Here is a 24,348-nt window from a genome sequence, read left to right as displayed (position 1 = left end):
GGCCTAACCTGAGATCAATTTAGCACCCAAAGACTTGAAATTGGCTTTCTCGCCCGACTTAAACACACTTTTCACAGGAACATGCATATGAGCAACGACATCTATAACGCCGACATTTTGGCACCAACCACCGCAACGGTGACCGTGAACGACCCCAACAACGTCGGGCTGGATTGGCTGGTGGTGGGTGGCAGCTACGCTTTGGCAACGGACGTTCGGCTCAGCTGGTGGGCGGTGGACGGCATCTCAACCCAAGCCTCGGCGCGGTTTGACACCTCGGCCACCGACAGCCACCGCTTGGTGGTCAATGGGCTGATCGAGAACGTGCGCGGCGCGATCAGCGCCGATTTTATCCAAGGCAACGAGGTTGCGAACATTCTTTACGGCGACGCGGCTGCCACCGGACCGGGCGGCAATGATACGATTTCGGGTTTTGACGGCAACGACAGCATCTATGGCGGCGCGGGGGATGATACGGTCAACGGCGATCTCGGCAATGATCGGCTGTATGGCGGCACCGGGGCCGACAGCCTCAACGGCGGCGGCGGCCGCGATCTGATCATCGGCGGCGCAGGCGCGGACGTGATGTTTGGCGGCGCGGATGGCAACGACACGCTGTCTTATGCGGGATCATCGGCGCGTGTCGTTGTGGCCTTGACCTTTGGCACCACCACCACCGGCATTGGTGGCGATGCTCAGGGGGATGTCATCGGCGGCTTCAGTGACATCATAGGCTCCAGCTTTGATGACCGTCTGACAGACACTATCAAGACCACGGTCGCCTTTGGCGGCAATGCCAACAGCTTTTACGGTGGCTTGGGTAATGATGGCTTGATCCTTGGTGGCGGCGCAGATGATGGCCACGGCGGCGCAGGCAGGGACACGTTACTCGGCGAGTTGGGCAATGATCTCTTGTACGGCGACGATGGCAATGATGCACTGGTGGGCGGCGCGGGCGCAGACCGGCTCTATGGCGGGGTTGGATCGGATCGGTTTGTGTTTGAAAAAACGTCAAGTTCGACGGTGGCTGTCGCTGGGCGCGATACCATTAGCGATTTTCATCGTGCCGAGGCTGACCGCATCGACCTGCTGGATATAGACGCCATCCCGGGCGGCACAGATCAAGCATTTACTTTTATCGGCACCGATCCGTTCGATCATCGTCAAGGCTTGCTCCATTACACCACATCGGGCAATGATGTGATCGTCAGTGGCGATCTGAACGGCGATCTGACAGCGGATTTCGCGATACTGGTGAAGAATGTCAGCGTGTTGGTCGATACCGACTTCATGCTGTAGCGTGTGCAGCCTCAGATCAGGCTATGACCGCTTCTGACGCGGTCAAGCTGGCTCCACGCCGGTTGATCAGGCACGAACAGCCGGATTTTCGCGCCAATCCGCAACATGCCCTCGGCTTCAACCCAAGCAGTGATGCCACGCAGACCTTGCGCGGCGGGCTTGAAATGTTTGCCATATCCGGAGTGATTGCTCTCAATCGGGCGGGCGGGCAAAGTGCAGGGGCGGTTTTCCATATCGACCACAAGCGTCGCCCCGCCTTCGGCCTGCAAGCGGCTGGAGGGCGGCAGATGGCTGAAATCCGGGATACCTGAAATCACAAGGCTGGTGCCGAGCAGCGCGGGGTCAAGACTGTCGAGGCCCATCTTCGCCGCGATCTGCGCCAAATCCTCTGCCGCCATCACCGCGAATTGCCGTGTGTTGCGGATGGTGTGGTTGCGTTTGTAAAGGGCTGCGACGCGGCTACAGGCAGGGCGGTTGATCCCGCCATGCGCCTCACCCTCGGGGCCATCGAAGCCTGCGAAAATCTCGGTCAGCGCGGCACTTTCCAGCGCCGCATCGCGGTCCGCCACGCGGCCCAGCCAAGTGATGGTGCCGTAAAATTCGGTGGGGATAAGTGCGGGCATCTCAGATCTTTAGCGTGAAGAACACCCGCTTGAACGGGAACAGCACCGCGCCATCCTTTTGCAGCGGATAGGCGGCCGAAAGGCTGGCTTCATAGGCGGCACAGAAGGTGGCCAACTCCGTCACCGACAGCTTGTCGGCAATCGGTCGCATCGCGGTGGCTTGAGTGAAAGCGCGCACCGGATGCATCGCAGCAGTCGGATCAAGCCGTTGGATATATTCGGTTTCCCAAGCCTCTACCGCGCCCAAGGGCGAGAGCAGCGCGTGATACTCCTCAGCCTTGGCGCAGGGCGAGGTTTCTTTCGAGAAATCAAAGCGGTCGGGGAACATCGACCCCGCAATGTCGCGCAGAAACCGATGCGAGGCGGCTTTGAACTGTCGCGGCATCTGCACCGCCAGCACACCACCGGGCGCCAAATAGCCCGCAAGACGAGGCATCAGGCTGGCGTGATCTGGCAGCCATTGCAGCACCGCATTTGAATAAATCAGCGCGGGCGGTGTTTCAGGCCGCCAGCCCGCGATATCAACCGCCTCAAGGCTGGTATAAATCCCCAAGCCCCGAGCCTGTGCCAACATCGCCTGCGAGCTATCCACGCCCCGCAACACGCGCCCCGGAAGCCGCACAGCCAAAGCCTCGGCCACCGCGCCATCGCCGCAGCCAAGGTCAACCACCTCACCCTTAGGCAATTCCCCCACCTGCGCCAGCAAATCCAGTGCAGGGCGCAAACGCAAACCCCGAAACCTTGCGTAGGTTTCGGGGCTCCAGTCTTTGTCGTCTGCGCTCACGCAGAGGGCTCCGGTGCCACCGGAGGCACCGCTTTCGGCTTGCGCGCCCGGGTTTTCGGGATCGCAATCACCCCCGAGCCGCCGCTTGGCCCATCGCCCATACCGTCATCGACAGCACTCGGTGTATCGCCCGCGACCACTTTGCGAATCTCTTCGCCGGTCAGGGTTTCATATTCCAGCAGCCCCTTCGCCAACCGCTCAAAGCCTTCGGCCTGTTCGATCAGGATGCGGCGCGCGGTCTCGTAGCCCTCATCAATCAGGCCCTTAACCTCATGTTCGATCAGCATTTTCGTCTCAGCCGACACCGAAAGCCCGGCGGTTTTGCCCTGATAGCCTTCATGTGCTTCGGCATAGTCGATATTGCCAACCGCATCCGACATTCCCCAGCGCATCACCATCGCGCGGGCAAGGCCCGAGGCTTGCTGAATGTCGCCCGACGGCCCGTTTGAGACGGTATCTTCGCCCCATTTCATAATCTCAGCGGCTTTCCCGGCCATCGTCATGGCGATCTTCTGCTTGCACTCATCCTTGTGCCAGTTCAGCCGATCAATCTCGGGCAAAGACACCACCATGCCCAAAGCGCCACCGCGCGGGATGATCGTGGCTTTGTAAACCGGATCGCATTTCGGCAAAGCCATGCCAACAATCGCGTGGCCGGCCTCATGGTAAGCTGTATGCTCTTTCTGCTCATCGGTCAGCACCATCGAGCGGCGCTCGGCCCCCATCATCACCTTGTCTTTGGCAGATTCAAAGTCCGACATGGTGACAAAGCGACGGCCAACGCGGGCGGCCAATAGAGCCGCCTCGTTCACCAAGTTCGCCAGATCAGCACCCGAGAATCCCGGCGTGCCGCGTGCAATCACCCGCAGGTCCACATCCGGGCCCGAGGGCACTTTGCGGGCATGCACCGACAGGATTTTCTCGCGACCTTTGATATCAGGGTTCGGCACATGGATGGTGCGGTCAAACCGGCCCGGACGCAGCAAAGCCGGATCCAAAACATCCTTACGGTTGGTCGCAGCCACAATGATCACGCCTTCATTGGCGTCAAAGCCATCCATCTCCACCAGCAGTTGGTTCAGAGTCTGCTCGCGTTCATCATTACCGCCGCCGACGCCGACGCCACGCGCGCGGCCCACGGCGTCGATCTCGTCGATAAACACGATGCAGGGCGCGTTTTTCTTTGCCTGTTCAAACATATCGCGGACACGGCTTGCACCCACACCCACAAACATCTCAACAAAATCCGAACCCGAGATACTAAAGAACGGCACACCGGCCTCGCCCGCAATCGCCCGCGCCAGCAGGGTCTTACCGGTGCCCGGAGGGCCGACCAGCAGTGCGCCCTTCGGAATTTTGCCGCCAAGCCGCGAGAATTTCTGCGGATTGCGCAGGAATTCAACGATCTCTTCCAACTCTTCCTTGGCCTCATCAATGCCCGCCACGTCGTCAAACGTCACCCGGCCTTGCTTTTCGGTCAGCAGCTTGGCGCGCGATTTGCCAAAGCCCATCGCCCCGCCTTTGCCGCCGCCCTGCATCCGGTTCATGAAGAAAATCCACACCCCGATCAGCACGATGAACGGCAACCAGACCGACATCAGCGACAGGATTCCCGACTGCTGTTGGCTTTTCGCGCGCACTTCCACGCCCTTGGCCAGCAGCCGATCGGTCAGCATCGGGTCATTCGGCGCGATGGTGGCGTAAGAGCTGCCATCCTTGCCTTTGACGATCACGCTTTCACCATCCAGCGTTGCCGAGGCAACCTCACCCGCGTCAACCCGCTGAATAAATTCAGAATAAGGCACGTTGGACGACCCCGACGTGCCCGCCCCGGTGTTGAACATTTGAAATAGCGCAAGGATCAGCAGAAAGAGGACGACCCAGAATGCAATGTTTCGTGCGTTACCCACGAACTTCTCCGTATGATTGGCCGGGAGGCCCGAACGGGGCCAGTTTCGGCGGTTGTTCTTAAGATAGAGATAAGTCCGCCGGGTTCAATGCGATAAGACAAAGGAAGCGAAGCTGGGGCCGCAATTCGCGCACCAATCGTTCGGAAACCCGGCGAGGGGTGCGGCAATAAGCGTCTGACCCTGCCAGATCGCCGGGGTCACCAGCAGCGCATCGCGGGGATGGCCAAGGCTGCGCCAGTCTTTGCAGGCGGCCAGACCTGCGGTGCCAAGCGCCCGGATGGTTAGATTGGGGGCATGTGGGCCGATCAGTTGCCAGCGATGATCCCACAGCTGTGTGGTCGGGCAGGCAAGGCTTTGCACCGCCTTCGCCTCGCGCAAAATCTGGATCGTATCGGCGCGGGCCTTAAAGCGCACACCGCCGAGAGTCGCGTCTTTCCCCGCAGCAATCGCCCATTGCACCGCCATCAGCCCACTTTCGCGCGGCGGATATTCGACGCCCGACGTCCAGCGCAGCGCGGCAATCAACAGGCGGCGTTGAATTTCCATAGGGAGCGCGAGATATTGGTCACGCGAAAAGCTCAATGATTCCGCCGCCGTCTGCGTGACCATCTGCGCCGTCTTGGCGAGTTGCCAGCCAATCGCCCCGCGCGCCATAGCAAGATTTTCACTGACCGCCGCCAACGTGGCCGCAGTAATTCCCAAAGGACGCAGCGCCTGTAGTACACGGCGCGCTTTCACGCGGGCAAAGCCCTCATCGTCATTGCTGGGGTCTTCCACCCAAGCTAAACTCCGCGTGCGTAAATACTGGCGCAATTCCGCGCGCGTCACCGACAACAGCGGACGCAACCAGCCAATCTCATGCTCTGGCCAAGCCACCCGCATCCCGGAAAGCCCGTCCAATCCGGCCTTCCGCGCAAGCCCCATCAAAAATGTCTCGGCCTGATCGTCAGCGGTATGACCCAAAACCACATCGGCAATGCCGCGCTGATGCGCCCAATCGGCCACCAACTTATAGCGGGCGCGCCGAGCCTGATCCATCAGGTTTCCTGGAATATCGCCATGATCCCAAACGCTTGTCTGATGCGCAATCCCAAGACCTGCGCAAACTTGCGCCACCATCGCGGCCTCTGCCGTCGCCTCGGCGCGCAATCCGTGATCTACGGTGATCGCTTCCACTCGCCAGCCGCGCAAGACCCCTGCCCTGTGCATCAAATGCAGCAGCGCCATCGAATCGCCGCCGCCCGAAACCATCACCCCCACCACCTGCGGCACAGGGTCTCGCCACGCATAGCTTTGCGCGACTTCATTCAGCAGGCGCGTTTCTAAGTCAGAGGCTGGCGCGCCTATTGGCACCCTAGCCCCTGCATGGAAACCTGCGCATTGGTGGCGTGAATCGTCCCCGGAAAGCGGTTGCCCACTTCGGCCAAGGTCACGCAAGCATCCGGCACCTGACCCAATGCGCCCAAGGCCTGCCCCAGCTTCAGCAGCGACTCGGCAGCAAACGGCCCATCCGGCTTGCCGGAAAACGCCTCCAGATAAGCCCGCGCCGCGTTGGCGGTATCATCCAGCTTGGTCAAAGCCTCGCCGCGGTTGAAATTGGCTTCCTCGCTTAATGGGCTGCCAGGATAGGATTGCGTAAAGGTCGCAAAGAGGTCCGCGGCGGCGCGAAAGTCACCTTGACCGAGCACCCCCTTGGCCCGGTCAAAATCGTTCTTTTCGCCCATTGCCAATTCCGGCGCATCGCTGGCCGGAGCGGTCGCAGCCGGAGCCGTCGCCGCCGGAGCTGCCGCTGCCGTATTCCCACCCAAAACCGGCGTCTCCGGGATATTCGACGGATCGCAGCCCTCGGTCTGCTCGCACAACCGGAACTCGATATCGCCAATCCGGTTGGTGCCATCGCTGATCACCCGGTTCAGCTTGAGCTCAATTTCCTCGGCCTTCGCTGTCACCCGTGTCAGCTCGGCTTCCATCGCATCCATCCGCTGCAAGGCGTCACCGCCCGCAGCCCCGGTCGAGGCCGCCCCCGATTGCACCAGCTCGGCCTTCAAGCCATTGAACTGAGCCGACAACTGGCCCAACTCGGCCTTCAGATCAGCAAGGGTCTGCGCCTTGTCCTGCGCAAGCGCAGGTAAGGGAAGCAGAGCAAGACACAGAACCAGCCAACGCATCAGATCAGTCTCCGTTTCAGATCGGGGCCCGCCCTGCGGCAAGCCCCTGTTAGTTTAAACCGTCAAGTTAGGCCCCGGTTCCCATCGACAGCACCGTCACAGCGCGGCGGTTCTTGGCATAGCAGGCTTCTTCCGAACACACCTCAATCGGGCGCTCTTTGCCGTAGGAAATCGTCCGCATCCGGCTGGGTTTCACGCCTTGGCTGATCAGGAAATCCTGCACCGAAGCCGCCCGACGCGCGCCGAGTGCAAGGTTATACTCGCGGGTGCCCTGCTCATCGGCATGGCCTTCGATGATGATCGCGTAATCGCCGTTCGTCGCCAGCCACGCGGCCTGCCCCGCCAGCACGCCACGCGCTTCCGGCGTCAGGGTCGAGGTGTCCACCGGGAACAGCACGCGGTCGCCCACCGATTGGTTGAAATAGGCGATGGAGCGCGGATTGCTCGGATCACCCAGACCATTGGTGTTGATGCCAGAGCCCGCGCCATTGTTCATGCCATCGGCACCAGCGCCGTTTTTATAGCGGTCGGGGTTGTTACAGGCGGCCAAACCAAGGGCAGCGACGATCAGAAGGGCTTTCGGAAGCAGGGTCATCAGGGGTTATCCTTTTCTTATGGGCTCGATTGCGCCCGTTATATCAGCTTTGCACGGCTAAGGGAATCAGCCGCGCTTTAAGAATTATGGCAACATCGGCGACCAGGACGGGTCCGAGGCCGGGCCTTCGGTCGGGATCGCCTTCAGGTTCCGCCCCGAGACATCCACCGACATCAACCCCGCCTGACCGCCCGCGCCCGCACCTTCACGGGTGAACATGATCACCCGGCCATTCGGCGCCCAGGTCGGGCCTTCATCGAGGAAAGACGCCGTCAGCAGACGTTCTTCGGTGCCATCGGTCAGCATCGCGCCAATGTGGAAGCGGCCCTCGTTTTGCTTGGTGAACGCGATCATATCGCCGCGCGGGCTCCACACCGGGGTCGAATACCGCCCCTTGCCGCCGGAAATCCGCACCCCTTCGCCACCGCCCGCGGGCATCATATAGATCTGCTGACTGCCGGAACGGTCGCTCTCAAACACGATCTGCGACCCATCCGGGCTGAAGCTGGGCGAGGTTTCAATCGACGGCGCATTGGTCAGCTGGCTCATCGCGCCCGAGTTGATATCCATCGAGTAAATGTCGGTATTGCCGCCCTTCTCAAGGCTGAACACCACGGTATTGCCATCGGGGCTGAAGCGCGGCGCGAAGGTCATCGTGCCGGGCACTTCGCCCAGATTGCGGGTTTTCAGATTGCCGACGTTCATCACATAAATCGCCGGAAAGCCCGAGGCATACGAGGTGAACAGAATCCGGTCGCCATTCGGCGAGAACCGCGGCGCCAGTACGATGCTGCTGCTGTCGGTCAGATATTTCACATTCGCGCCGTCATAATCCATCACGCCGAGGCGTTTCTGGCGTTGGTTTTTCGGCCCACTTTCCGCGACATAGACCACGCGGCTGTCGAAATATGGGCCTTCCCCGGTGATCCGGCTATAGACCGCATCCGCGACCTTATGCGCCATCCGCCGCCAGCTGGCCGGCGTGCCCGCAAATTGCAGCCCCTCGCCCAGCGGCTGCCCCGAGGCCACGTCAAACAAACGGAACTTCACCACAATCCGGTCGCCACCGGCCTGCACTGCTCCGGTGATCAGGGCTTGGGTGTTGATCGCCTGCCAATCGGGATACGAAATCGGTGCATCAAACGAGGTGACTCGGCTGATATAGGCATCCTTCGGCGTCTCAATAAACAGCCCCGTGCCCGCCAAGTCTGCCGCCACCACCCGCGAGATATTCGCGGCCAACTCTCCCGCCCCGCCCTCATCAATGAAATCCGGCACCGCGAACGGCATCGGTTCGATCACCGGAGAGTTGATGTCGATGGTGATTTCGGCTTGGGCGGCTGTGGTCAGGCTGGAAAGCCCAATCAGCAGGGCGGCGGTCAGGGATTTGAAAGGGCGCATCTTGTCCTCGTTTTTCAAGGGCGAATTATGTGGCCTGCTCTGGCCTTGTAAGTCTGTGGGTTTGTCGCGGAGTTTGCAGGGGAAAGTTAAGAAAATCATCTCAACCTCATGCCCGAAGCGTCGAAATTCAGGTTCATCACGTTCCACTCGGCGTATTTGGCAGGGTCAAGGTCGTAGCCAGCCTTGCCGCCACAGCCCTTAACACCCCGGATCACGGCGCGGCGGGCGGCTTCAAAGGCTTGGCTCGCTGTCGCCTCATCGCCACCCGAGAAGGTGGTCATGGTGATGCCATTGCTATCCGGCGTGCCGTCTTCCTTCATCTCAACCCGCAAGGTCAGCTTGATCCGCTGCGCCGCCGTGGAAAGCGTGCCGATGTTCCAGCATTGGTTGATTGAGACCCGCAAGCCTTCTTTCTCACCCGCCGTCATCGGCGGGCCTTCGGGAATATCGGTCTGACCGCCATCGGTCGCCGGAGCATCCGAGGCCGCATCGGCCAAAGCCGCATCAATCGCCGCCTGATCCGCTGCCTCAGCATCAGCCTTGGCTTGCGCATCGGCCTTCTCTTTGGCCTTTTTCGCCGCCTTTTCATCCGCCTTGGCCTGCGCGTCAGCCTTGGCCTTGGCATCCTTCTCGGCCTGCGCATCCAGCGCAACCTGCGGGTCTTCCACAGGCGTCTCGACCACAGGCTTGTCCGGCCGGGTCTGCGGGCGACGGCTGGAGGTCGGGGCCAGTTCCGGCGCATCCGTCACCACCGCATCCGGTGCAGTCTGGGCTGCGGCCTCTTCCGGGGCGGCTGCGGGTTTCGGCTCCTCGACCACCGGCTGATCGGTCGGCTGATCCGTCACCTCCGGCGTGGCTGTATCGGCCATTTCCGGGGTTTTCTCAGGGCTGACCATCGGCGTATCGGTGATCCGCGTCGCAGGCCGGGGCTTCGGTTTCTCATTCACCGTCGGCACCGGGATCGGCTGTTCTGCCTCGGCAATCGGGGCCACCGGCGGCGGCGCTTCATTCGGCTGCGGATCGGCGGCCACCGGAATATCGGGCGAGGGCTGCGCAGGCTTCACCGGAGCAGGTTCCGCCACCGCCACCTCAGGCTCGACCGGAGCAGGCGCTTCAACCTGCGGTTTGGATGGAGGCTTGGCAGGCTTCACCTCAGGCTTATCCGCCTTCGGCTTGACGGATTTAGCCGCCGCATCCTGCATCGCCTTCAAATCCGACTCGGACACCATCGAGACCTGCACCGAATCCGGTGGCGGTAACTCACGCGGCGCAAACAGCCAATCGCCCAGGACAACCCAGGTGATGACGACCGCATGGCCGATGCCGGAAAGGATCTGGCTCTTGTCCATCGCGCCCTAGTTGCCGTCCATCTTCGGCCCGCCCGCATCGGTGACCAGCCCAATATTGCTAAACCCGCCCGCTGAAAGCGCGCCCATCACCTCGGCGACACGCGTGTAAGGCAGCGCCCCATCGGCGCGCAGGAAAATCTTGTCGGATTTGCGCTGCGAGGCAATCGCTTGCAGCTTGGCGATCAGATCGGCGTCCGCCACTTCCGAGGTCTGGATCATCAACACACCCTCCTTGGTGATCGACACCGTCAGAGGCTCCTCTTGCTCGGTCGGCAAGCTGGCCGCCGCCGTCTTCGGCAGCTCCAGCGGCACCCCAACCGTCAGCATTGGCGCTGTCACCATGAAGATGATCAGCAGCACCAGCATCACATCGACAAACGGCGTGATATTGATATCGGCCATCGCCGCCGACGAACCCCGCCGCCGCCTGCGCCCACCGCCACCGGATTTCTTGACCACCCCCGCGCCCATATCAAGCGTCCAACTGGCGCGACAGGATCGTCGCAAACTCGTCGGCAAACGCCTCATATCCACTGGTGATATGCTCGCTATCCGCATTCAGCTTGTTGTAGAAAATAACCGCTGGAATAGCCGCAACCAGACCAATCCCGGTCGCCATCAAAGCCTCGGCAATACCCGGAGCCACCGTCGCAAGATCGGTGTTCTTCGTCGCCGCAATCTGGGTAAAGGCGTGCATGATGCCGTAGACCGTGCCGAACAGCCCGATGAACGGCGCTGTCGCCCCCACGGTGGCCAAGAACGACAGGCCTTTGTTCAACACCCCGGCCTCGCGCGCAATCGCCACATCCATCGCCCGGTCAATCCGCGCCTGCGCCCCCGCGATCAAGCCGCCATCCTGCCGGTGTGAGCGTCGCCACTCCAGCATCCCGGCAGCGAAAATCTTCTCGGACGGACCCTGCGGATCGCCACCGATCTTCTCGAACAGACCATCCAAAGGCTCTCCCGACCAGAACTCGCGGTCAAACACCGTCGCTTCGCCGCGCGATTTGCGGAACAGGATGTGTTTCTGGATGATGATCGACCATGACCAAAACGACATGATAATCAAGCACATCATCACCAGCTTCACCGTGAGGGTTGCGCGAAAAAATAGGGCGAGCATAGAGAAATCAATCTCTTGCGCCATGCCGACGGCTTCCGTGTTCATTATGCCTGCTCTTGTTATCGGGGCTCTTTGGCCGCTTATTGCCCTAATCTTAACAAGAATTGAACCCTATTGCCAACACAATGGCGCGATCCAAGCAACAAACCGCCCCCAAAGTTCGATTGCGTGAACAGGTGCTTAAATTTGCCGCGCGGCTTTAATGCCGCTTTGGCAACAGCTTAGCGCGGATATCCACGGGAATCCGCGCAGGCTGGCCCGTTTCCGTCAGACACACCAATGTAACCAACGCCACAAACAGCCGCTCACCCGCGCGCAAAACCGCTTGACTGAGCTCAATGCGCGCACCGGAAACGGCCAAACATTCCGTCGTCACCTGCAACGCATCGTCAAACTTCGCGGGCCGCAGATAATCGGCCTCGACCCTGCGCACCGCAAACACCAAGCCCTGTGCGGCTTTCAGCGCGACCTGATCCACCCCCAAAGCCCGCACCCATTCAGACCGCCCACGCTCGATGAATTTCAGGTAATTGGCGTAATAGACGATGCCCGCCAGATCGGTGTCCTCATAATACACCCGCAAATCAAACTGATGCATCTTGCCCCCCAAGCCGCGCGATCTCGGCAGCCTCAGAGACAATCGCCGCCTGCCCCTGCGGCGTCAAAGCGTAAATCCCCACCGAGACGCGCTCAAACCAGCCATAATGATCCGCGCGCAAAATATCGCCTGCCCGTGCAACACCTGCAACTTTGGCGATGGCGGCGGGTTTCACTGCCCCCGCCTGCAGTGCCAGCAAACACCGCAACGCATCCTGCCGATACGCCGTCACCCGCTTGATCCCAGTGGTGCCACCCAAATTCGGATCGCCCACCCGCCGCTCAAACTCGCGCAACAACCGCCCCGCCCGCAGGGTGTTCTTGCGCGGGCTATACGGGCCGGGGTCCAGATGCGCCTCAACCAGCCCCGGCTTCACCGCGAGCAGCCCCAACCCCAAGCGCCGACACAAAGCCACAATATCCTTATAGCGCAGCCTCCAACCTTTTTCCGTCACCGGAACCGCCAGATAGACATCGTCAAACAGAGCCTGCCGCGCCACACCCTGCATCACCAAAGCGAGGCTGAAGGACAGTTTCATCTCGACCACCACCGCAGGTTCATCTCCCCGCCGCGCCAGAATATCGCAAGCGCCAACCTCGCCCTTCACCACATAACCCTGCGCCTCCAGATAGGCCTTCAGGTCCGGGTAAAGATCGGCTTCTTTCACAGCCGCGCCGCCAAACGGAACGCGTGGGACGCATCCCGCGCCACCACTGGCATATGCCGCGCATAGCCCGCCCGGATCAGCCCCGCCACATCGGGCCGCAAAATCACCTGACCGTCGATCAACGCCAGCGGCGACACCTCGGCAAACGCCCTATCCGACCACAAGCAAATCACCTGCGCCGCCTGCGCAAGCGCCAAATCCGCCGCCGCAATCGCCTGTAAATGCTCATCCATCCGCAAAAACACGAAACCCGCCTTGATCGCGCCGTCGGGATCAAAACGGAAAAACCGATACTGATTTGCCCCCGCTTGCTCCAGCCGCGCGCAAAGCGGCCCCAAATCCGGCACCAAGCGTTCCAGATTAGGAACCTGCGGCAACTCCGCCCAATCGCGGAAGAAAAACACCATCAGGTTCGCGCCCAGTTCCGGGTCATGCTCGGCCATCTTGTGATCCGCCAGAGTCACAACCGCCTCAATCGCGCCCTTGACCACGCTTAACGTCGCGTCCTCGACCCCAAATACTACCGGCACAATCGGCCGCCCCCAGCGCGCGAACAGATAGCTGCCATCCGAGCGGGTGAAAAACGTCTGAACCTGTTCCGGCGTCATGCGGGCCTCCCTCTTGCGCCCCTCCGATAGCGCGGCTTTGGTGCAGGCTCAACCATGTGGCGCGGATCCCGTGGAAAGCTGCGTCTCCGACGGGGATATTTTAGCGCAGAGGATGACCTAAGAGCCTCCGCCTGCCCAGTTCACATTGGCCTAAATATCCCCGCCGGAGGCTCTTAGGGATCAACAAACGCCCCGCATCAAACCTTAATAATCTATGAACAAGGCCCCCATAACCCCTTGATTTCATATAAACCAACAGCCTGTCCACGCGTGGACACTAGCCCTCAAACAAATCCTGTTGCCCCGGTGGCTTCGGCGCATCCAACCCCAAATGCCGCCAAGCCCGAGCTGCCAACATCCGCCCCCTCGGGGTCCGCTGAAGCAATCCCTGTTGCAGCAAATAAGGCTCGATCACCTCCTCCACCGCATCCCTTGCCTCTGAAAGCGCCGCCGCGATCGTCTCCACCCCGACAGGCCCGCCTCCATAATGCTCGGCCAGCAGCATCAAATACCGCCGATCCGCGCCATCCAGCCCGATCTCATCCACCCCCAGCCGCGTCAGCGCCCGGTCCGCAATCGCCCGCGTCAGCCGCCCGTCGCCCTCAACGGTCACGAAATCCACCACCCGCCGCAACAACCGCCCCGCGATCCGAGGCGTCCCCCGCGCCCGCTTGGCGATCTCTCGGGTGCCTTCAGGATCGGACGGGATCCCCAGCAGTCGCGCACCACGGGTCACGATCAAATCCAGCTCATCCTCGGTATAAAACTGCAAGCGCGTGGGAATGCCAAACCGATCCCTGAGCGGCGTGGTCAGCAGCCCCAACCGCGTCGTCGCCCCCACCAGCGTGAACGGCTGTAACTCAATCCGCACCGTCCGCGCCGCAGGGCCTTCGCCGATCACCAGATCCAGCGCGAAATCTTCCATCGCCGGATACAACACTTCTTCCACCACCGGAGACAGCCGATGAATCTCATCGATGAACAGCACATCGCGCGGCTCAAGATTGGTCAGGATCGCCGCCAGATCGCCGGGTTTCGCCAGCACCGGGCCAGAGGTCATCCGAAACCCGACCCCCAATTCGCGCGCCATGATCTGCGCGAGGGTGGTCTTGCCCAGACCCGGCGGCCCATGAAACAGCGTGTGATCCATCGACTCGCCACGGATTTTCGCGCTTTCGATGAACACCCGCAGGTTCGCACGGGCTTCTTGCTGGCCGACAAAATCCTCCAACACCTGCGGGCGCAGGGCACGGTCAAGGTCTTCCGGCAAAGCTTCGGGGCGCAGATCGGGGTCAGGTTGCATCAGCGCGCCTTCGGAGCCAGCAGTTTCAACGCCGCCCGTATCAGCGTAGCGGTGTCAGCCTCGGGCTGATCCATCGCGATGGTGGAGATCGCCTGCGCGGCCTCGCCATGCGCATAGCCCAAATTCACCAGCGCCGACAGAGCATCCGCCGTGAACCCAGCGCGGTTTTGCGCAGCGGTTGGCGCGACTGCTTTGCGCGGGGCCATCGGCGTCACAGGCTCCAACACACTATCATCCGCCACAGCCGCCACCGCCAAATTGGCCCCCATCGCCATGATGCCGGGTGCCTTCGATTTCAACTCCAGTATCACCCGCTGTGCCAATTTCGGCCCCACGCCCGGAGCCGCCTGTATCGCCCGTTGGTCGCCCAAAGTCAGCGCGCGGGCCACACCATCGGCACCCAGAGTGCCCATGATGGCCATTGCGGCCTTTGCGCCAACCCCTTGCACCGTGGTCAGCAGCTTGTGCCATTCCTTATCCAGAAGTGTTGCGAAACCAAAGAGTTGCAACAGATCCTCGCGCACCAGCAGATCGGTATACAAAGACACCGCCTCGCCCACCGCAGGCATCGCAGCCAAAGTGCGTTCGTTGACATAGACGATATAGCCCACGCCGCGCACGTCGATCAACACCTGATCCGACCCGCGCCAATCCAGCCGCCCCGAAAGCTTCCCGATCATCCAACCGCCCTTTTCATCGCCGCCTGCAAACGGCCCGCGCTTTGCAGATGATGCGCGTGACAGATCGCGATGGCCAGCGCATCCGCCGCATCGGGGCCGGCAATTTTCACGCCGGGCAGTTGCACCCGCACCATATGATCCACTTGGCCCTTGTCGGCGTGGCCCACACCCACCACGGTTTTCTTCACCGCGTTCGGGGCATATTCGCCCACCGTCAGGCCAAATTGCGCGGGCACCAGCAAGGCGATGCCGCGCGCTTGGCCCAGCTTTAGCGTCGCCACCGCGTCTTTGTTGACAAACGTATGTTCGACCGCTGCCGCATCGGGGCCATATTGTCGCAGAACTTCCGTCAACTGGCCGTGCAAGGAGAACAATCTTTGCGCCAAATCACCCTCCCCCTCGCCGGGGGCCGAGTGGCAAATGCCATTGGCAACATGGGTGAGTTTCGAGCCCACCACATCAATCACCCCCCAGCCGAGGTTGCGCAAACCGGGGTCGATTCCCAAAACCCGCATCCCCGCCCCTTTTTCTTTTGTTTTTACGCAGATTTTCTGCTTCCCCCAGAATTAGCACGAAAAGAGAACATCCGCCAAGGGGCAATTGAATCTTGCCGCAGATGCAACCCGAGACTATGCAGACGCAGCAAAGCGACATCCGGCGCATGAAAAACGACCAATCCCGTCGTTGTTTTCAAATCGCCTATAAATTAACGAAATATCGGTGCCGGATGGCTATGCAATGGGCGCAATGCAGACATGCTAGCGCACCCATTGCTTCGCACTTGCAGCATAGCTAGATAGGCCTCACCGGAAGCAAGGGGCTTGCCGGAGATAAAGTTTGTAAAGGATAACCGCTATGGCCGCCTATGAGTCGTCCCGCGCGGCGCCGTTTGGTGCCATCTCGATTTTCCGCTCTGTTCAGTTCGTTTCGACGTTCGCGAACGGCTTCGCTGCTTGGAATGATGCACGCATCACGCGTCGCGCTCTGGGCAAACTGTCTGACCGTGAGCTTGATGATATCGGTCTGTGCCGTGGTGATGTGGAATTGATCGGTCGCTAACTGCTTTTGAATTGATCTGAAATCAGATCAGTTCATACGCAGGCGCCTGATCTTATCGGATGTAAAAAGGGTCGGTGCCGCGTGGCATCGGCCCTTTGCGTTTGTGGTGTTGAACAAATAGAAACGCAGGCAAGGCCGCCGTGGCCCGCCTGCGTTCTGCTAGAAATCGTCCACATGAAAATGGATTATTTGAATGCCTTCAGGCCTTCGCTGATTTTGCCTGCCACGAACACCGTCGCCGGATCAGCCTGCATCAGCCAACCACCCAAGCGGTCAAAGCCTTCGCCGACCTGTAACGCCTGCACGCGTTGATCATAGGCTTTCGCGCCAACCGATTGATAAATCATGCCTTTCAGACCGATGCCTGCGCAAAGCACCATGATCATCGGCACCAGCCAAGAGCGGCGTTTGCGGGCAGGAGGGTTGAAATAGGAACGCCCGAGCGTTCCGGCGGCATCAAAGCCATAGCCTTTGGCGCGCTTTTTCTCAAAGCGCGCAACATTGTTGTAGAAATCTACCAGATTCGGGTCGGCCATCCGAATAACTCCGTATTCACTTGCCCCCGCCTTCGCACCTTTTACCCACAGATTATGGCAAAATTTGGGCAATGTGTAAAAGCTGCCGTCATTTCGCCGTTAATCTTGTGTTAAGCGTCTTAGTTCCGCCGCATCATCAGACAGGACCACTCACCCAGGTCTTCGCGGGCTTCCGGTGTGAAGCCGTTGGCGACATAGGCGGCGGTGATCGCTTCGGCCTGCACCACCAGCAGCCCTGACAGGATAATCAGGCCGTTGTGCGCCAGATGCTTGGCCATATCCGGGGCAAGTTCGACCAGCGGGCCTTTGAGGATATTGGCGAACACCAGATCATAGGGCGCAGCCTCGGCGAGACGCGGATGCGCGAAACCTGCGGCCTCCATCGTCTCAATCCGGCCTTCCATATGGTTGATGGCAACATTGGCTTCGGCGACGTCCACCGCGACTTCGTCAATATCGCTGGCAATGACCAAGGCATCGGGCAGCACGGCAGCGGCGGCCAGCGCCAGAACGGCGGTGCCGCAACCGATATCGGCGACCTTAGCGGGGCGGAAGCCTTCACCATAGAGCCGATCAAAGGCCCGCAGACATCCCAAGGTGGTGCCGTGATGGCCAGTGCCAAAGGCGACGGTCGCCTCAATTTGCAGCGCGATCTTGTCAGCGGGGATTTTGTCGGCGTCGTGCGAGCCAAAGACGAAAAACCGACCCGCCTCGACAGGCGAGAGTTCGCGGCGCACTTTGGCGACCCAGTCGATTTCCGGCAATTCCGACAGCGCGAAGGGCTTGGCATCAAACGCCATCGCCAGCAGTTCCAACACCGCCTCGGACGGAGCCTCAAGGAAATAAGCGCCAACCTCCCACAGCCCCGAGTCGTCCTCGATCTCAAAGACGCCAACCCCGGTGGGCTCTGGCTCCATCTTCTCAATGGCCTCGGCGAGCGCATTGGCGGCGTCTTCGCCCATCAGGGTGGTCAAAGCGGTGTAGGTGGGCATGGGATGATCCGTTCTAGGGTTGCGCGCCTAGTAAAAGCTTTGCGGGTCAATGTCGATGGAAAGCCGCAGATTGTTCGGCAGTTTGAACTGGCCCACCCATTCGGCAATCGCAGCCTGCAGCGGGGCGGTTTTCTCGGCCTTGATCAGCAGCCGCACACGATGCCGCCCGCGCACCCGCGCAACCGGTGCAGGCGCCGGCCCGTAAACCTGCGCGCCAACCTTGCGCAAGGGCCCATCGCGGCGAGCGAGTTCAGCGCCGAAATCAAACACCTGCGCTACATCGGGCGACGATAGAATAATCCCCGCCATCCGGCCATAGGGAGGCACGCCCGCCATCCTCCGCTCGGTGGCCTCGGCCCGCCAGAAGGCTTCCTCATCGCCACCAAGGATAGCGCGGATCACCGGATGCTCGGGCTGAAATGTCTGCAACAGCGCGGTGCCCGGTTTATCCGCACGCCCCGCCCGCCCCGCAACCTGCCGCATCAGTTGAAACGTCCGCTCGGCGGCGCGCAGGTCTGAGCCTTGCAAGCCAAGGTCAGCGTCAATCACCCCCACCAAAGTCAGCAGCGGAAAGTTATGCCCCTTCGCCACAATCTGCGTGCCGATGATGATATCCGCAGCCCCCTCGGCAATCGCCACGATCTGCTCTTTCAGCGCGCGGGCGGAGCCAAACAGGTCCGACGACAGCACCGCCACACGGGCATCCGGGAACAAAGCCACCACTTCCTCGGCCAGCCTTTCAACGCCGGGACCAACCGGAGCCATCTTGCCCTCGACCTTGCACGCCGGACATTCGGTCGGGATCGGCTTGGTCGCGCCGCATTGATGGCATTGCAGCCGCTTCAAAAACCGATGCTCCACCATCCGCGCATCGCAATCGTCGCAGCCAACCTGATGCCCACAAGCACGGCACAAAGTGATCGGCGCAAAGCCGCGACGGTTCAGGAACAGCAAGGATTGCTCTTTGCGCGCGATCCGCACCTTCACTTCCGCCGCCAGCTTCGGCGAAATCCACGTATTTGACGCCAGTTTCTGCGCCCGCATGTCAATCGCCTGCATATCCGGCAGCTCCGCCACGCCAAACCGCGCGCCCAGATCCAAGCGGCCATACTTGCCCGCCTCGACATTCGCCCAAGTCTCCAAACACGGAGTAGCACTCGCCAACACAATCGGCGCGCCGACAATCGCCGCCCGCAGCACCGCCATATCGCGGGCATTATAGAACACGCCTTCTTCCTGCTTATAGGACGTGTCGTGTTCCTCATCGACCACGATCAACCCCAGATCGCGGAACGGCAGGAACAAAGCCGACCGCGCGCCCACTACAAATGAAGCCTCGCCCTGCCCCACCATTCGCCACAACCGACGCCGCTCGGTCATCGTGACACCCGAGTGCCACTCCGCGGGCCGCGCGCCAAACCGCGCCTGCACGCGGGTCAGGAAATCCGCCGTCAGCGAAATCTCGGGCAGCAGCACCAGTGCCTGCCGCCCCTTGCGCAGACATTCCGCCACCGCCTCGAGATACACTTCCGTCTTTCCCGACCCCGTGACGCCCTTCAACAACGTCCCCGAATACCCCCCTTGGGCGACCAAAGCGACCAGCGCATCCCCGGCAACAACCTGATCCCCCGCCAGCCGCGTATTCGTTACCGGGTTGAGGGCCGGATAGGGCAGATCACGGGGCGCATCCTGCTCCAACACCACGCCCAGCTTGACAAGGCCCTTGACCACCGCAGGCCCACAAGCCGCTTCTTCGGCCAATTCGCCCAAAGTCACCGGGGCGCTACCAAACCGCCGCAAAGCCTCAACCACTCGAAACCGCGCTTCGGTCATCTGGTTCGGAATCACTGGCCCCAAAACATAGGTCTTCTTCATCGACGGCGGGTCACCCAACCCCGGCGCGCGGGTCGCCAAGCGCAGCATCGCGGCCATCGGCGTCAGGGTGTATTCGGCGGCGCGGGTCAAAAACGAGCGCAACTCAGCCCGCATCGGGGCGGCATCCAGCACGCGGTAGACGCTGCGAATACGCGCTGGATCAAACTTGCCCTCACCCTTGCCCCAAACGACGCCAATGACTTTGCGCGGCCCAAGTGGCACCTCGACGAAATCGCCATCGCCGCAGCCGCCCTCGGGCGCCTTGTAATCCAGCATGCGGCCCAAAGGCTCGGTGGTCAGCACGCCAACCAAATCACCCGCCTGATAGACCCGCTCGACCAGCATCCACTCTTTCCTTGTTATGTGGTTTTGAGGTAAACCCCCACCCAAGCCACCGCAACCCACCCCAATCTGCTATAGTTACAAAAAACCAAGATAGGCCAAGCATGATCGACCAAGAGCTGCGCGACAAAATCCTCGCGGAACCCGAGGTTCTGCTGGAAGACCGCGATGTGATGAACGCGCTGATCGGCGCGAATGAGCGGTTGATGGGCAGCAATATCGTCGATCTGCGCGGCATCGCGATGGAGCGTCTTGAGGGACGGCTGGACCGTTTGGAAGACACTCATCGCACCGTGATCGCGGCGGCCTATGAAAATCTCGCGGGCACCAATCAGGTGCATCGCGCAATTTTGCAGATGATGGACCCGCTGAGTTTTGAGGAGTTTCTCAAGACTTTGGCTTCGGACGTGGCGGGCACCTTGCGGGTGGATTGCGTGCGCTTGGTGCTGGAATCGGTGCAAGACGCCGAAGACCCCGCCCTGCGCAAACTGGGCGACGTGCTTTATGTGGCCGAGCCGGGCTTCGTCGGCGAATATATTTCAGGCGGGCGCAATGTACCGCTGCGCCCGGTCGTGCTGCGGCAGGTGCTGCCACAATCGGACGCGCTTTATGGCGAACGCGCGGGCTGGGTTAGGTCAGAAGCCCTGATGAAACTCGATTTCGGTAAAGGCCGCCTGCCCGGCATGTTGGTGTTGGGCGCTGAAGACCCGCATCAGTTCAAACCGACGCATGGCACCGACCTTTTGGCCTTCTTCGCAGGTGTGTTTGAGCGGACGATGCGCCGCTGGCTGTCTTGAACAGCCTCGCCATCCCGCCCGCGCAACGCGACGCGCTCGCGCGCTGGCTGGATCATCTGCGGGCTTTGGATGCGGTGGCAGTGAACACCCTCACCGCCTACGCGCATGATGTGACAGGATTTCTAGGCTTCCTCGCTATCCATCACGGCGAATCCGAAGGCCTGAAAGTCATCGCGCAGATCGATCAGTCCGACCTGCGCGCCTGGATGGCGTATGAGCGTGAGCGCAAACTCTCGTCGCGCAGTCTGGCCCGCGAACTCTCTGCGGTGAAGAACTTCATTGCCTGGGTCGCCGATCGTGAAAACATAGACGCAACCGCCGTCCTCTCCCTGCGTGGCCCAAAATTCCGCCGCAAACTGCCGCGCCCGCTGACCGTCGATGGTGCGCGCGATATGATCGCCCAAGTCGGCGAGCAAGCCCGTGAAGACTGGATCGCCGCCCGCGATATCGCCGTGGTGACGTTGCTCTACGGCTGCGGCTTGCGGATATCCGAGGCTTTGGGCCTGACCGGAGCCGCACACCCTTTGTCCGACACCCTACGCATCTTGGGCAAAGGCGGCAAAGAGCGCTTAGTCCCGACCCTCCCCGCCGCGCGTGATGCCGTGGCCGCATATGCCCGGCTCTGCCCCTACGATCTGACCCGCACCGAACCGCTGTTCCGGGGCGCGCGCGGCGGTGCCTTGAACCCCCGCCTGATCGCCTTGGTGATGGAGAAAGCCCGGATGCAACTTGGCCTGCCCTCATCGGCCACCCCGCACGCGATGCGCCACAGCTTTGCCACCCATCTGCTGTCGGCGGGCGGCGATCTGCGCGCCATTCAGGAATTGCTTGGCCATGCCTCGCTGTCGACAACCCAAGCCTATACGGCGGTAGATGCCGCCCGCCTGATGGAAGTTTACGAAAAAGCCCATCCCCGCGCCTGATTTACGCCCCAAGCCTTGCCCCGAATCCCAATTTGAGCGATCACAACGCATGGATATTCGCCTTAAAGCCCTTTCCGTCCACCTGCTGACCGCCTCTGGCGCGGTGCTTTCGATGTTCGCGATGCTCGCGGCGGTTGAAGGCAACTGGCGCGTGATGTTCCTCTGGTTGGTGGTGGCGTTGTTCGTCGATGGCATCGACGGCCCCCTCGCGCGGCGCTACGACACGCCGAACAACTTTCCGATCTACGACGGCGTGTTGATGGATCTGATCGTCGATTACCTGACCTATGTGTTCATTCCGGCCTATGCTTTGTTCAAATCCGGCATGCTGGATGGCTGGACCGGCTGGCTGGCGATCATCGCGATCTGCTATGGCTCGGTGATCTATTTCGCCGATACCCGGATGAAAACCAAGGATAAGTCGTTCTCGGGCTTTCCTGCCTGCTGGAACATGGTGGTGCTGGTGCTGTTCGCCGTCGCACCCTCGCAATGGGTGATCCTGATCGCGGTGATCCTGCTGACCGTGGCGATGTTCCTGCGGTTGAAATTCGTCCACCCCACCCGCACCAAACGCTGGCGTTGGATCACCCTGCCGATGTCACTGGCTTGGGTGATCTTCGCCGGATGGGCGGCTTGGATGAACTTCGCCGAAGGATCATTGGCGCATTGGGGCTTGGTGATCACCTCGCTGTATCTGTGTTTGGCCGGGATCGTGCAGCAGATCGTGCCGGATCGCTCGGCGCACTAAGTCTGGCGTGGCGTTTTGGTCAGGCCAAGCCGGGGCCAGCCCCGGACCCCGGGATATTTTTGCCAAGATGAAACAAATTTTAGTCAAATTGTAGCGGTCAAAGCCGTGTCAGGATGACCCCAGCCACGATCACCGCCGAGGCTATAGCCTTGCCCTTCGTCATCCGCTCGCCAAACGCCAGCCAGCCGATCAGCACTGCGAACAGGATCGAGGTTTCGCGCACCGCCGCCACCACCGCAATCGGCGCTTTCGTCATCGCCCAGACCGACACGCCATAAGCCCCATAAGACGCCGCCGCCGCAATCATGCCAACGCCCCAGGCCTTGCGGTCGCGCGGCAGCACGTCAAGGCCCCGATAAGCCAGCATGCCCGTCGCAAACATCAACCCATCGGCGACGAAAACCCACGCCACATAGGCAATCGCGTCGCCCGCCACCCGCGCGCCGTGACCGTCCAGCAGCGTGTAGCTCGCCGTCGCGCAAGCTGATCCCAGCGCAAACGGCAGCATCTTGCGGCTTTCACCATTCGAGAAAATCCCCTGCGCCATCAGCAAAATCCCGCAGCCCAGCACGAAAATCCCGGCATATTCATGCAAGCTCAGCGCATCCGCAGGCATCGCACTTGGCCACAGCATCGCCAGTACCGGCCCCAACAGCGCCACGATCAAAGGGGCCGATCCGCGCGCAATCGGGTAGACGCGCGAAAGATCGCCGTGCTCATATGCATAGGTCAGGAAGGATTTGTAGAAGAAATGCGCGCAGCCCGCCATCAGCACCCATTTCCACACCTCGGGCGCGGGCAGCGGGCAGAAACTGGCAACCGCAAGGCCAATCGGCACCTCGCCAATCGACAGGATGATCATCGCCCCCATCCGAGAGGTTCCGGTTTTGATCAGCGCGTTCCAGAGGGCGTGCAGGAAGGCCGAGCCGAGGACGGCCAGCAGAATAGCAAAGCTCAAGATCAATCCCGCCTGTAAGTGTTACCAAACTGTTACAGAGCGGCCTTGAATAGGCAAGGTCCGGCGCAAACTGGACTTACCGCTTTCTCAGCCAGATCGAGCCGTTGTTGCGCACCATCTGATTGGTTTTCATCCGCTCAAACCGCTCAAACATGTCGCCCTTAGCTTTCAGGCTGGGCCCAAGCTTTTGCAGCACGGCATCGTTGAAGAACAGCACCTCAAAAGCGTTGCCATGGGTCAGCATGGCATCCACCAGATAGACCTCGTTCCACGATCTGTTGTCGTTAAACACCCAACGCTCGGGATACTCGAACGGGTAAAATATATCATGAATATGCACGATCACGCCGGATTTCAGCGCCGGCAGGATATGCATATATTCGTAATGCACATCGCTACCGGTCTTCAAAACATGGGACGAGTCGATGAACAGGATGTCACCCGCCTCCAATGCCGTGAAGGTTTCGAGCGGCAAGGATTGAACAGGCGCTTCGATCAGACAAGAGCTGTCGGGCGGGTTCAGTCCCTTGATGCGCGTCAAGTCGATGTCGATCGTGGTGAATTTTTCCAACTTGGCATCGGTCATCCGATCCAGCGTGTCAAACATCACCGCCGAGGAATAGCCCGCACCGATTTCAATGATCTGGCGTGGGTTCAGCCAGCGCAGCATCGCGGACAGGATAGAGGCATCGTAATACATAAACTGTGTGTTGCGGCCATAGTACCGAAAACCTTCGGTGGGTTTAAAGGGAAACGCCACGACCAGCGGCGCAATCTTTTCGTACAGCGCTCGCATTGCGTCATAGTCCAACAGCGCATCCACGCGGTCATATTGCCGGGCGTGATGGTCTGACTGCCAAAAGGCCTGCAATTCCGCCTGATTGCCAACCGGGCTGTAGTAATGCCCCGGCTTTGCAAACAGTTTGACGCGCTGTTTCTCGTCATCCATCGTCGCGTCTCTCCACTGCAGAGCTGAACTTTCACCAGAGACTAGGTGCAATTTTTGCCCT

26 protein-coding genes are annotated in these 24,348 nt (G+C 60.7%); 5 read left to right on the top strand and 21 right to left on the bottom strand.

What is annotated here, in order from left to right:
- The first annotated feature begins 87 nt into the window (after nt 1–87).
- Nucleotides 88–1,299, top strand: a complete 1,212-nt coding sequence (locus AKV04_RS07330; protein ID WP_054005796.1) for a calcium-binding protein — start codon at nt 88–90, stop codon at nt 1,297–1,299.
- Nucleotides 1,300–1,310: 11 nt separating this feature from the next.
- Here the strand turns inward: AKV04_RS07330 and AKV04_RS07325 are convergent, their stop codons facing one another.
- From AKV04_RS07325 to ruvC, 16 genes are all read right to left on the bottom strand, one after another.
- Complete coding sequence (locus tag AKV04_RS07325) at nt 1,311–1,922, bottom strand: MOSC domain-containing protein (protein ID WP_054005795.1); 612 nt, start codon at nt 1,920–1,922, stop codon at nt 1,311–1,313.
- Nucleotide 1,923: 1 nt separating this feature from the next.
- Complete coding sequence (locus AKV04_RS07320; RefSeq protein ID WP_054005794.1) at nt 1,924–2,706, bottom strand: methyltransferase domain-containing protein; 783 nt, start codon at nt 2,704–2,706, stop codon at nt 1,924–1,926.
- Complete coding sequence (gene ftsH, locus AKV04_RS07315) at nt 2,703–4,616, bottom strand: ATP-dependent zinc metalloprotease FtsH (protein WP_054005793.1); 1,914 nt, start codon at nt 4,614–4,616, stop codon at nt 2,703–2,705. The genes AKV04_RS07320 and ftsH overlap by 4 nt, the downstream gene beginning before the upstream one ends.
- An 84-nt stretch (nt 4,617–4,700) precedes the next feature.
- A complete protein-coding gene (gene tilS, locus AKV04_RS07310; protein WP_235815558.1) occupies nt 4,701–5,969 on the bottom strand; it encodes a tRNA lysidine(34) synthetase TilS in 1,269 nt (422 codons plus the stop codon).
- On the bottom strand, nt 5,960–6,784 hold the full coding sequence (gene ybgF, locus AKV04_RS07305) for a tol-pal system protein YbgF (RefSeq protein WP_054005791.1): 825 nt from the start codon (nt 6,782–6,784) through the stop codon (nt 5,960–5,962). The genes tilS and ybgF overlap by 10 nt, the downstream gene beginning before the upstream one ends.
- A 67-nt stretch (nt 6,785–6,851) precedes the next feature.
- Nucleotides 6,852–7,379, bottom strand: a complete 528-nt coding sequence (gene pal, locus AKV04_RS07300) for a peptidoglycan-associated lipoprotein Pal (protein WP_054005790.1) — start codon at nt 7,377–7,379, stop codon at nt 6,852–6,854.
- Nucleotides 7,380–7,463: 84 nt separating this feature from the next.
- Nucleotides 7,464–8,780, bottom strand: a complete 1,317-nt coding sequence (tolB, locus tag AKV04_RS07295; protein WP_054005789.1) for a Tol-Pal system beta propeller repeat protein TolB — start codon at nt 8,778–8,780, stop codon at nt 7,464–7,466.
- A 95-nt stretch (nt 8,781–8,875) separates the two neighbouring features.
- Nucleotides 8,876–10,129 carry a hypothetical protein gene (locus tag AKV04_RS07290; protein WP_054005788.1) on the bottom strand — a complete coding sequence of 418 codons (1,254 nt, stop codon included), beginning with the start codon at nt 10,127–10,129 and terminating at the stop codon, nt 8,876–8,878.
- Nucleotides 10,130–10,135: 6 nt separating this feature from the next.
- Nucleotides 10,136–10,600: a protein TolR gene (gene tolR, locus AKV04_RS07285; RefSeq protein ID WP_054005787.1), complete on the bottom strand. Its 465-nt coding sequence runs from the start codon at nt 10,598–10,600 to the stop codon at nt 10,136–10,138.
- A gap of 1 nt (nt 10,601) precedes the next feature.
- Nucleotides 10,602–11,297: a protein TolQ gene (tolQ, locus tag AKV04_RS07280; protein ID WP_054005786.1), complete on the bottom strand. Its 696-nt coding sequence runs from the start codon at nt 11,295–11,297 to the stop codon at nt 10,602–10,604.
- Nucleotides 11,298–11,451: 154 nt separating this feature from the next.
- Nucleotides 11,452–11,850 carry a tol-pal system-associated acyl-CoA thioesterase gene (gene ybgC / locus AKV04_RS07275; RefSeq protein ID WP_054005785.1) on the bottom strand — a complete coding sequence of 133 codons (399 nt, stop codon included), beginning with the start codon at nt 11,848–11,850 and terminating at the stop codon, nt 11,452–11,454.
- Nucleotides 11,837–12,517, bottom strand: a complete 681-nt coding sequence (locus AKV04_RS07270) for a DUF2161 family putative PD-(D/E)XK-type phosphodiesterase (protein ID WP_054005784.1) — start codon at nt 12,515–12,517, stop codon at nt 11,837–11,839. Before AKV04_RS07270 ends, ybgC begins: the two co-directional genes overlap by 14 nt.
- The gene (locus AKV04_RS07265; RefSeq protein WP_054005783.1) at nt 12,514–13,125 is read right to left on the bottom strand and encodes a hypothetical protein; all 612 of its coding nucleotides are present in this window, start codon (nt 13,123–13,125) and stop codon (nt 12,514–12,516) included. The genes AKV04_RS07270 and AKV04_RS07265 overlap by 4 nt, the downstream gene beginning before the upstream one ends.
- Before the next feature lie 277 nt (nt 13,126–13,402).
- The gene (ruvB, locus tag AKV04_RS07260) at nt 13,403–14,431 is read right to left on the bottom strand and encodes a Holliday junction branch migration DNA helicase RuvB (RefSeq protein ID WP_054005782.1); all 1,029 of its coding nucleotides are present in this window, start codon (nt 14,429–14,431) and stop codon (nt 13,403–13,405) included.
- Nucleotides 14,428–15,108 carry a Holliday junction branch migration protein RuvA gene (gene ruvA / locus AKV04_RS07255; protein WP_054005781.1) on the bottom strand — a complete coding sequence of 227 codons (681 nt, stop codon included), beginning with the start codon at nt 15,106–15,108 and terminating at the stop codon, nt 14,428–14,430. Before ruvA ends, ruvB begins: the two co-directional genes overlap by 4 nt.
- Nucleotides 15,105–15,623, bottom strand: a complete 519-nt coding sequence (gene ruvC, locus AKV04_RS07250; RefSeq protein ID WP_054005780.1) for a crossover junction endodeoxyribonuclease RuvC — start codon at nt 15,621–15,623, stop codon at nt 15,105–15,107. The genes ruvA and ruvC overlap by 4 nt, the downstream gene beginning before the upstream one ends.
- A gap of 340 nt (nt 15,624–15,963) precedes the next feature.
- Between ruvC and AKV04_RS07245 the strand changes: the two genes are divergently transcribed.
- Nucleotides 15,964–16,167 (top strand): DUF1127 domain-containing protein, encoded by a 204-nt coding sequence (locus tag AKV04_RS07245; protein ID WP_054005779.1) that lies wholly within the window; start codon nt 15,964–15,966, stop codon nt 16,165–16,167.
- Nucleotides 16,168–16,352: 185 nt separating this feature from the next.
- On the opposite strand, the gene AKV04_RS07240 is transcribed toward AKV04_RS07245, so the two are convergent.
- The 3 genes from AKV04_RS07240 to AKV04_RS07230 form a co-directional block, all read right to left on the bottom strand.
- On the bottom strand, nt 16,353–16,703 hold the full coding sequence (locus AKV04_RS07240) for a hypothetical protein (RefSeq protein ID WP_054005778.1): 351 nt from the start codon (nt 16,701–16,703) through the stop codon (nt 16,353–16,355).
- A 119-nt stretch (nt 16,704–16,822) separates the two neighbouring features.
- A complete protein-coding gene (locus tag AKV04_RS07235) occupies nt 16,823–17,695 on the bottom strand; it encodes a 50S ribosomal protein L11 methyltransferase (protein WP_054005777.1) in 873 nt (290 codons plus the stop codon).
- A gap of 27 nt (nt 17,696–17,722) precedes the next feature.
- Entirely contained in the window at nt 17,723–19,915 is a 2,193-nt protein-coding gene (locus AKV04_RS07230) for a primosomal protein N' (protein WP_054005776.1), read from the bottom strand.
- A gap of 101 nt (nt 19,916–20,016) precedes the next feature.
- On the opposite strand from AKV04_RS07230, the gene AKV04_RS07225 reads away from it, so the two are divergent.
- From AKV04_RS07225 to AKV04_RS07215, 3 genes are read left to right on the top strand one after another with little or no spacing between them, the layout of a single operon-like run.
- Complete coding sequence (locus tag AKV04_RS07225; protein WP_054005775.1) at nt 20,017–20,709, top strand: DUF484 family protein; 693 nt, start codon at nt 20,017–20,019, stop codon at nt 20,707–20,709.
- A complete protein-coding gene (locus tag AKV04_RS07220; RefSeq protein WP_054005774.1) occupies nt 20,706–21,632 on the top strand; it encodes a tyrosine recombinase XerC in 927 nt (308 codons plus the stop codon). The genes AKV04_RS07225 and AKV04_RS07220 overlap by 4 nt, the downstream gene beginning before the upstream one ends.
- Nucleotides 21,633–21,681: 49 nt before the next feature.
- Nucleotides 21,682–22,380 carry a CDP-alcohol phosphatidyltransferase family protein gene (locus tag AKV04_RS07215; protein WP_054005773.1) on the top strand — a complete coding sequence of 233 codons (699 nt, stop codon included), beginning with the start codon at nt 21,682–21,684 and terminating at the stop codon, nt 22,378–22,380.
- A 97-nt stretch (nt 22,381–22,477) separates the two neighbouring features.
- On the opposite strand, the gene AKV04_RS07210 is transcribed toward AKV04_RS07215, so the two are convergent.
- Together AKV04_RS07210 and AKV04_RS07205 are read right to left on the bottom strand one after the other, a co-directional pair.
- On the bottom strand, nt 22,478–23,338 hold the full coding sequence (locus AKV04_RS07210) for an EamA family transporter (RefSeq protein WP_054005878.1): 861 nt from the start codon (nt 23,336–23,338) through the stop codon (nt 22,478–22,480).
- 76 nt (nt 23,339–23,414) lie between these two features.
- Nucleotides 23,415–24,287, bottom strand: a complete 873-nt coding sequence (locus AKV04_RS07205; RefSeq protein WP_054005772.1) for a class I SAM-dependent methyltransferase — start codon at nt 24,285–24,287, stop codon at nt 23,415–23,417.
- Nucleotides 24,288–24,348 lie beyond the last annotated feature (61 nt).

Source organism: Cypionkella psychrotolerans, from assembly GCF_001294535.1.
In the GTDB taxonomy this organism is placed as follows: domain Bacteria; phylum Pseudomonadota; class Alphaproteobacteria; order Rhodobacterales; family Rhodobacteraceae; genus Cypionkella; species Cypionkella psychrotolerans.
This window is presented reverse-complemented; position numbering and strand designations above follow the sequence as displayed.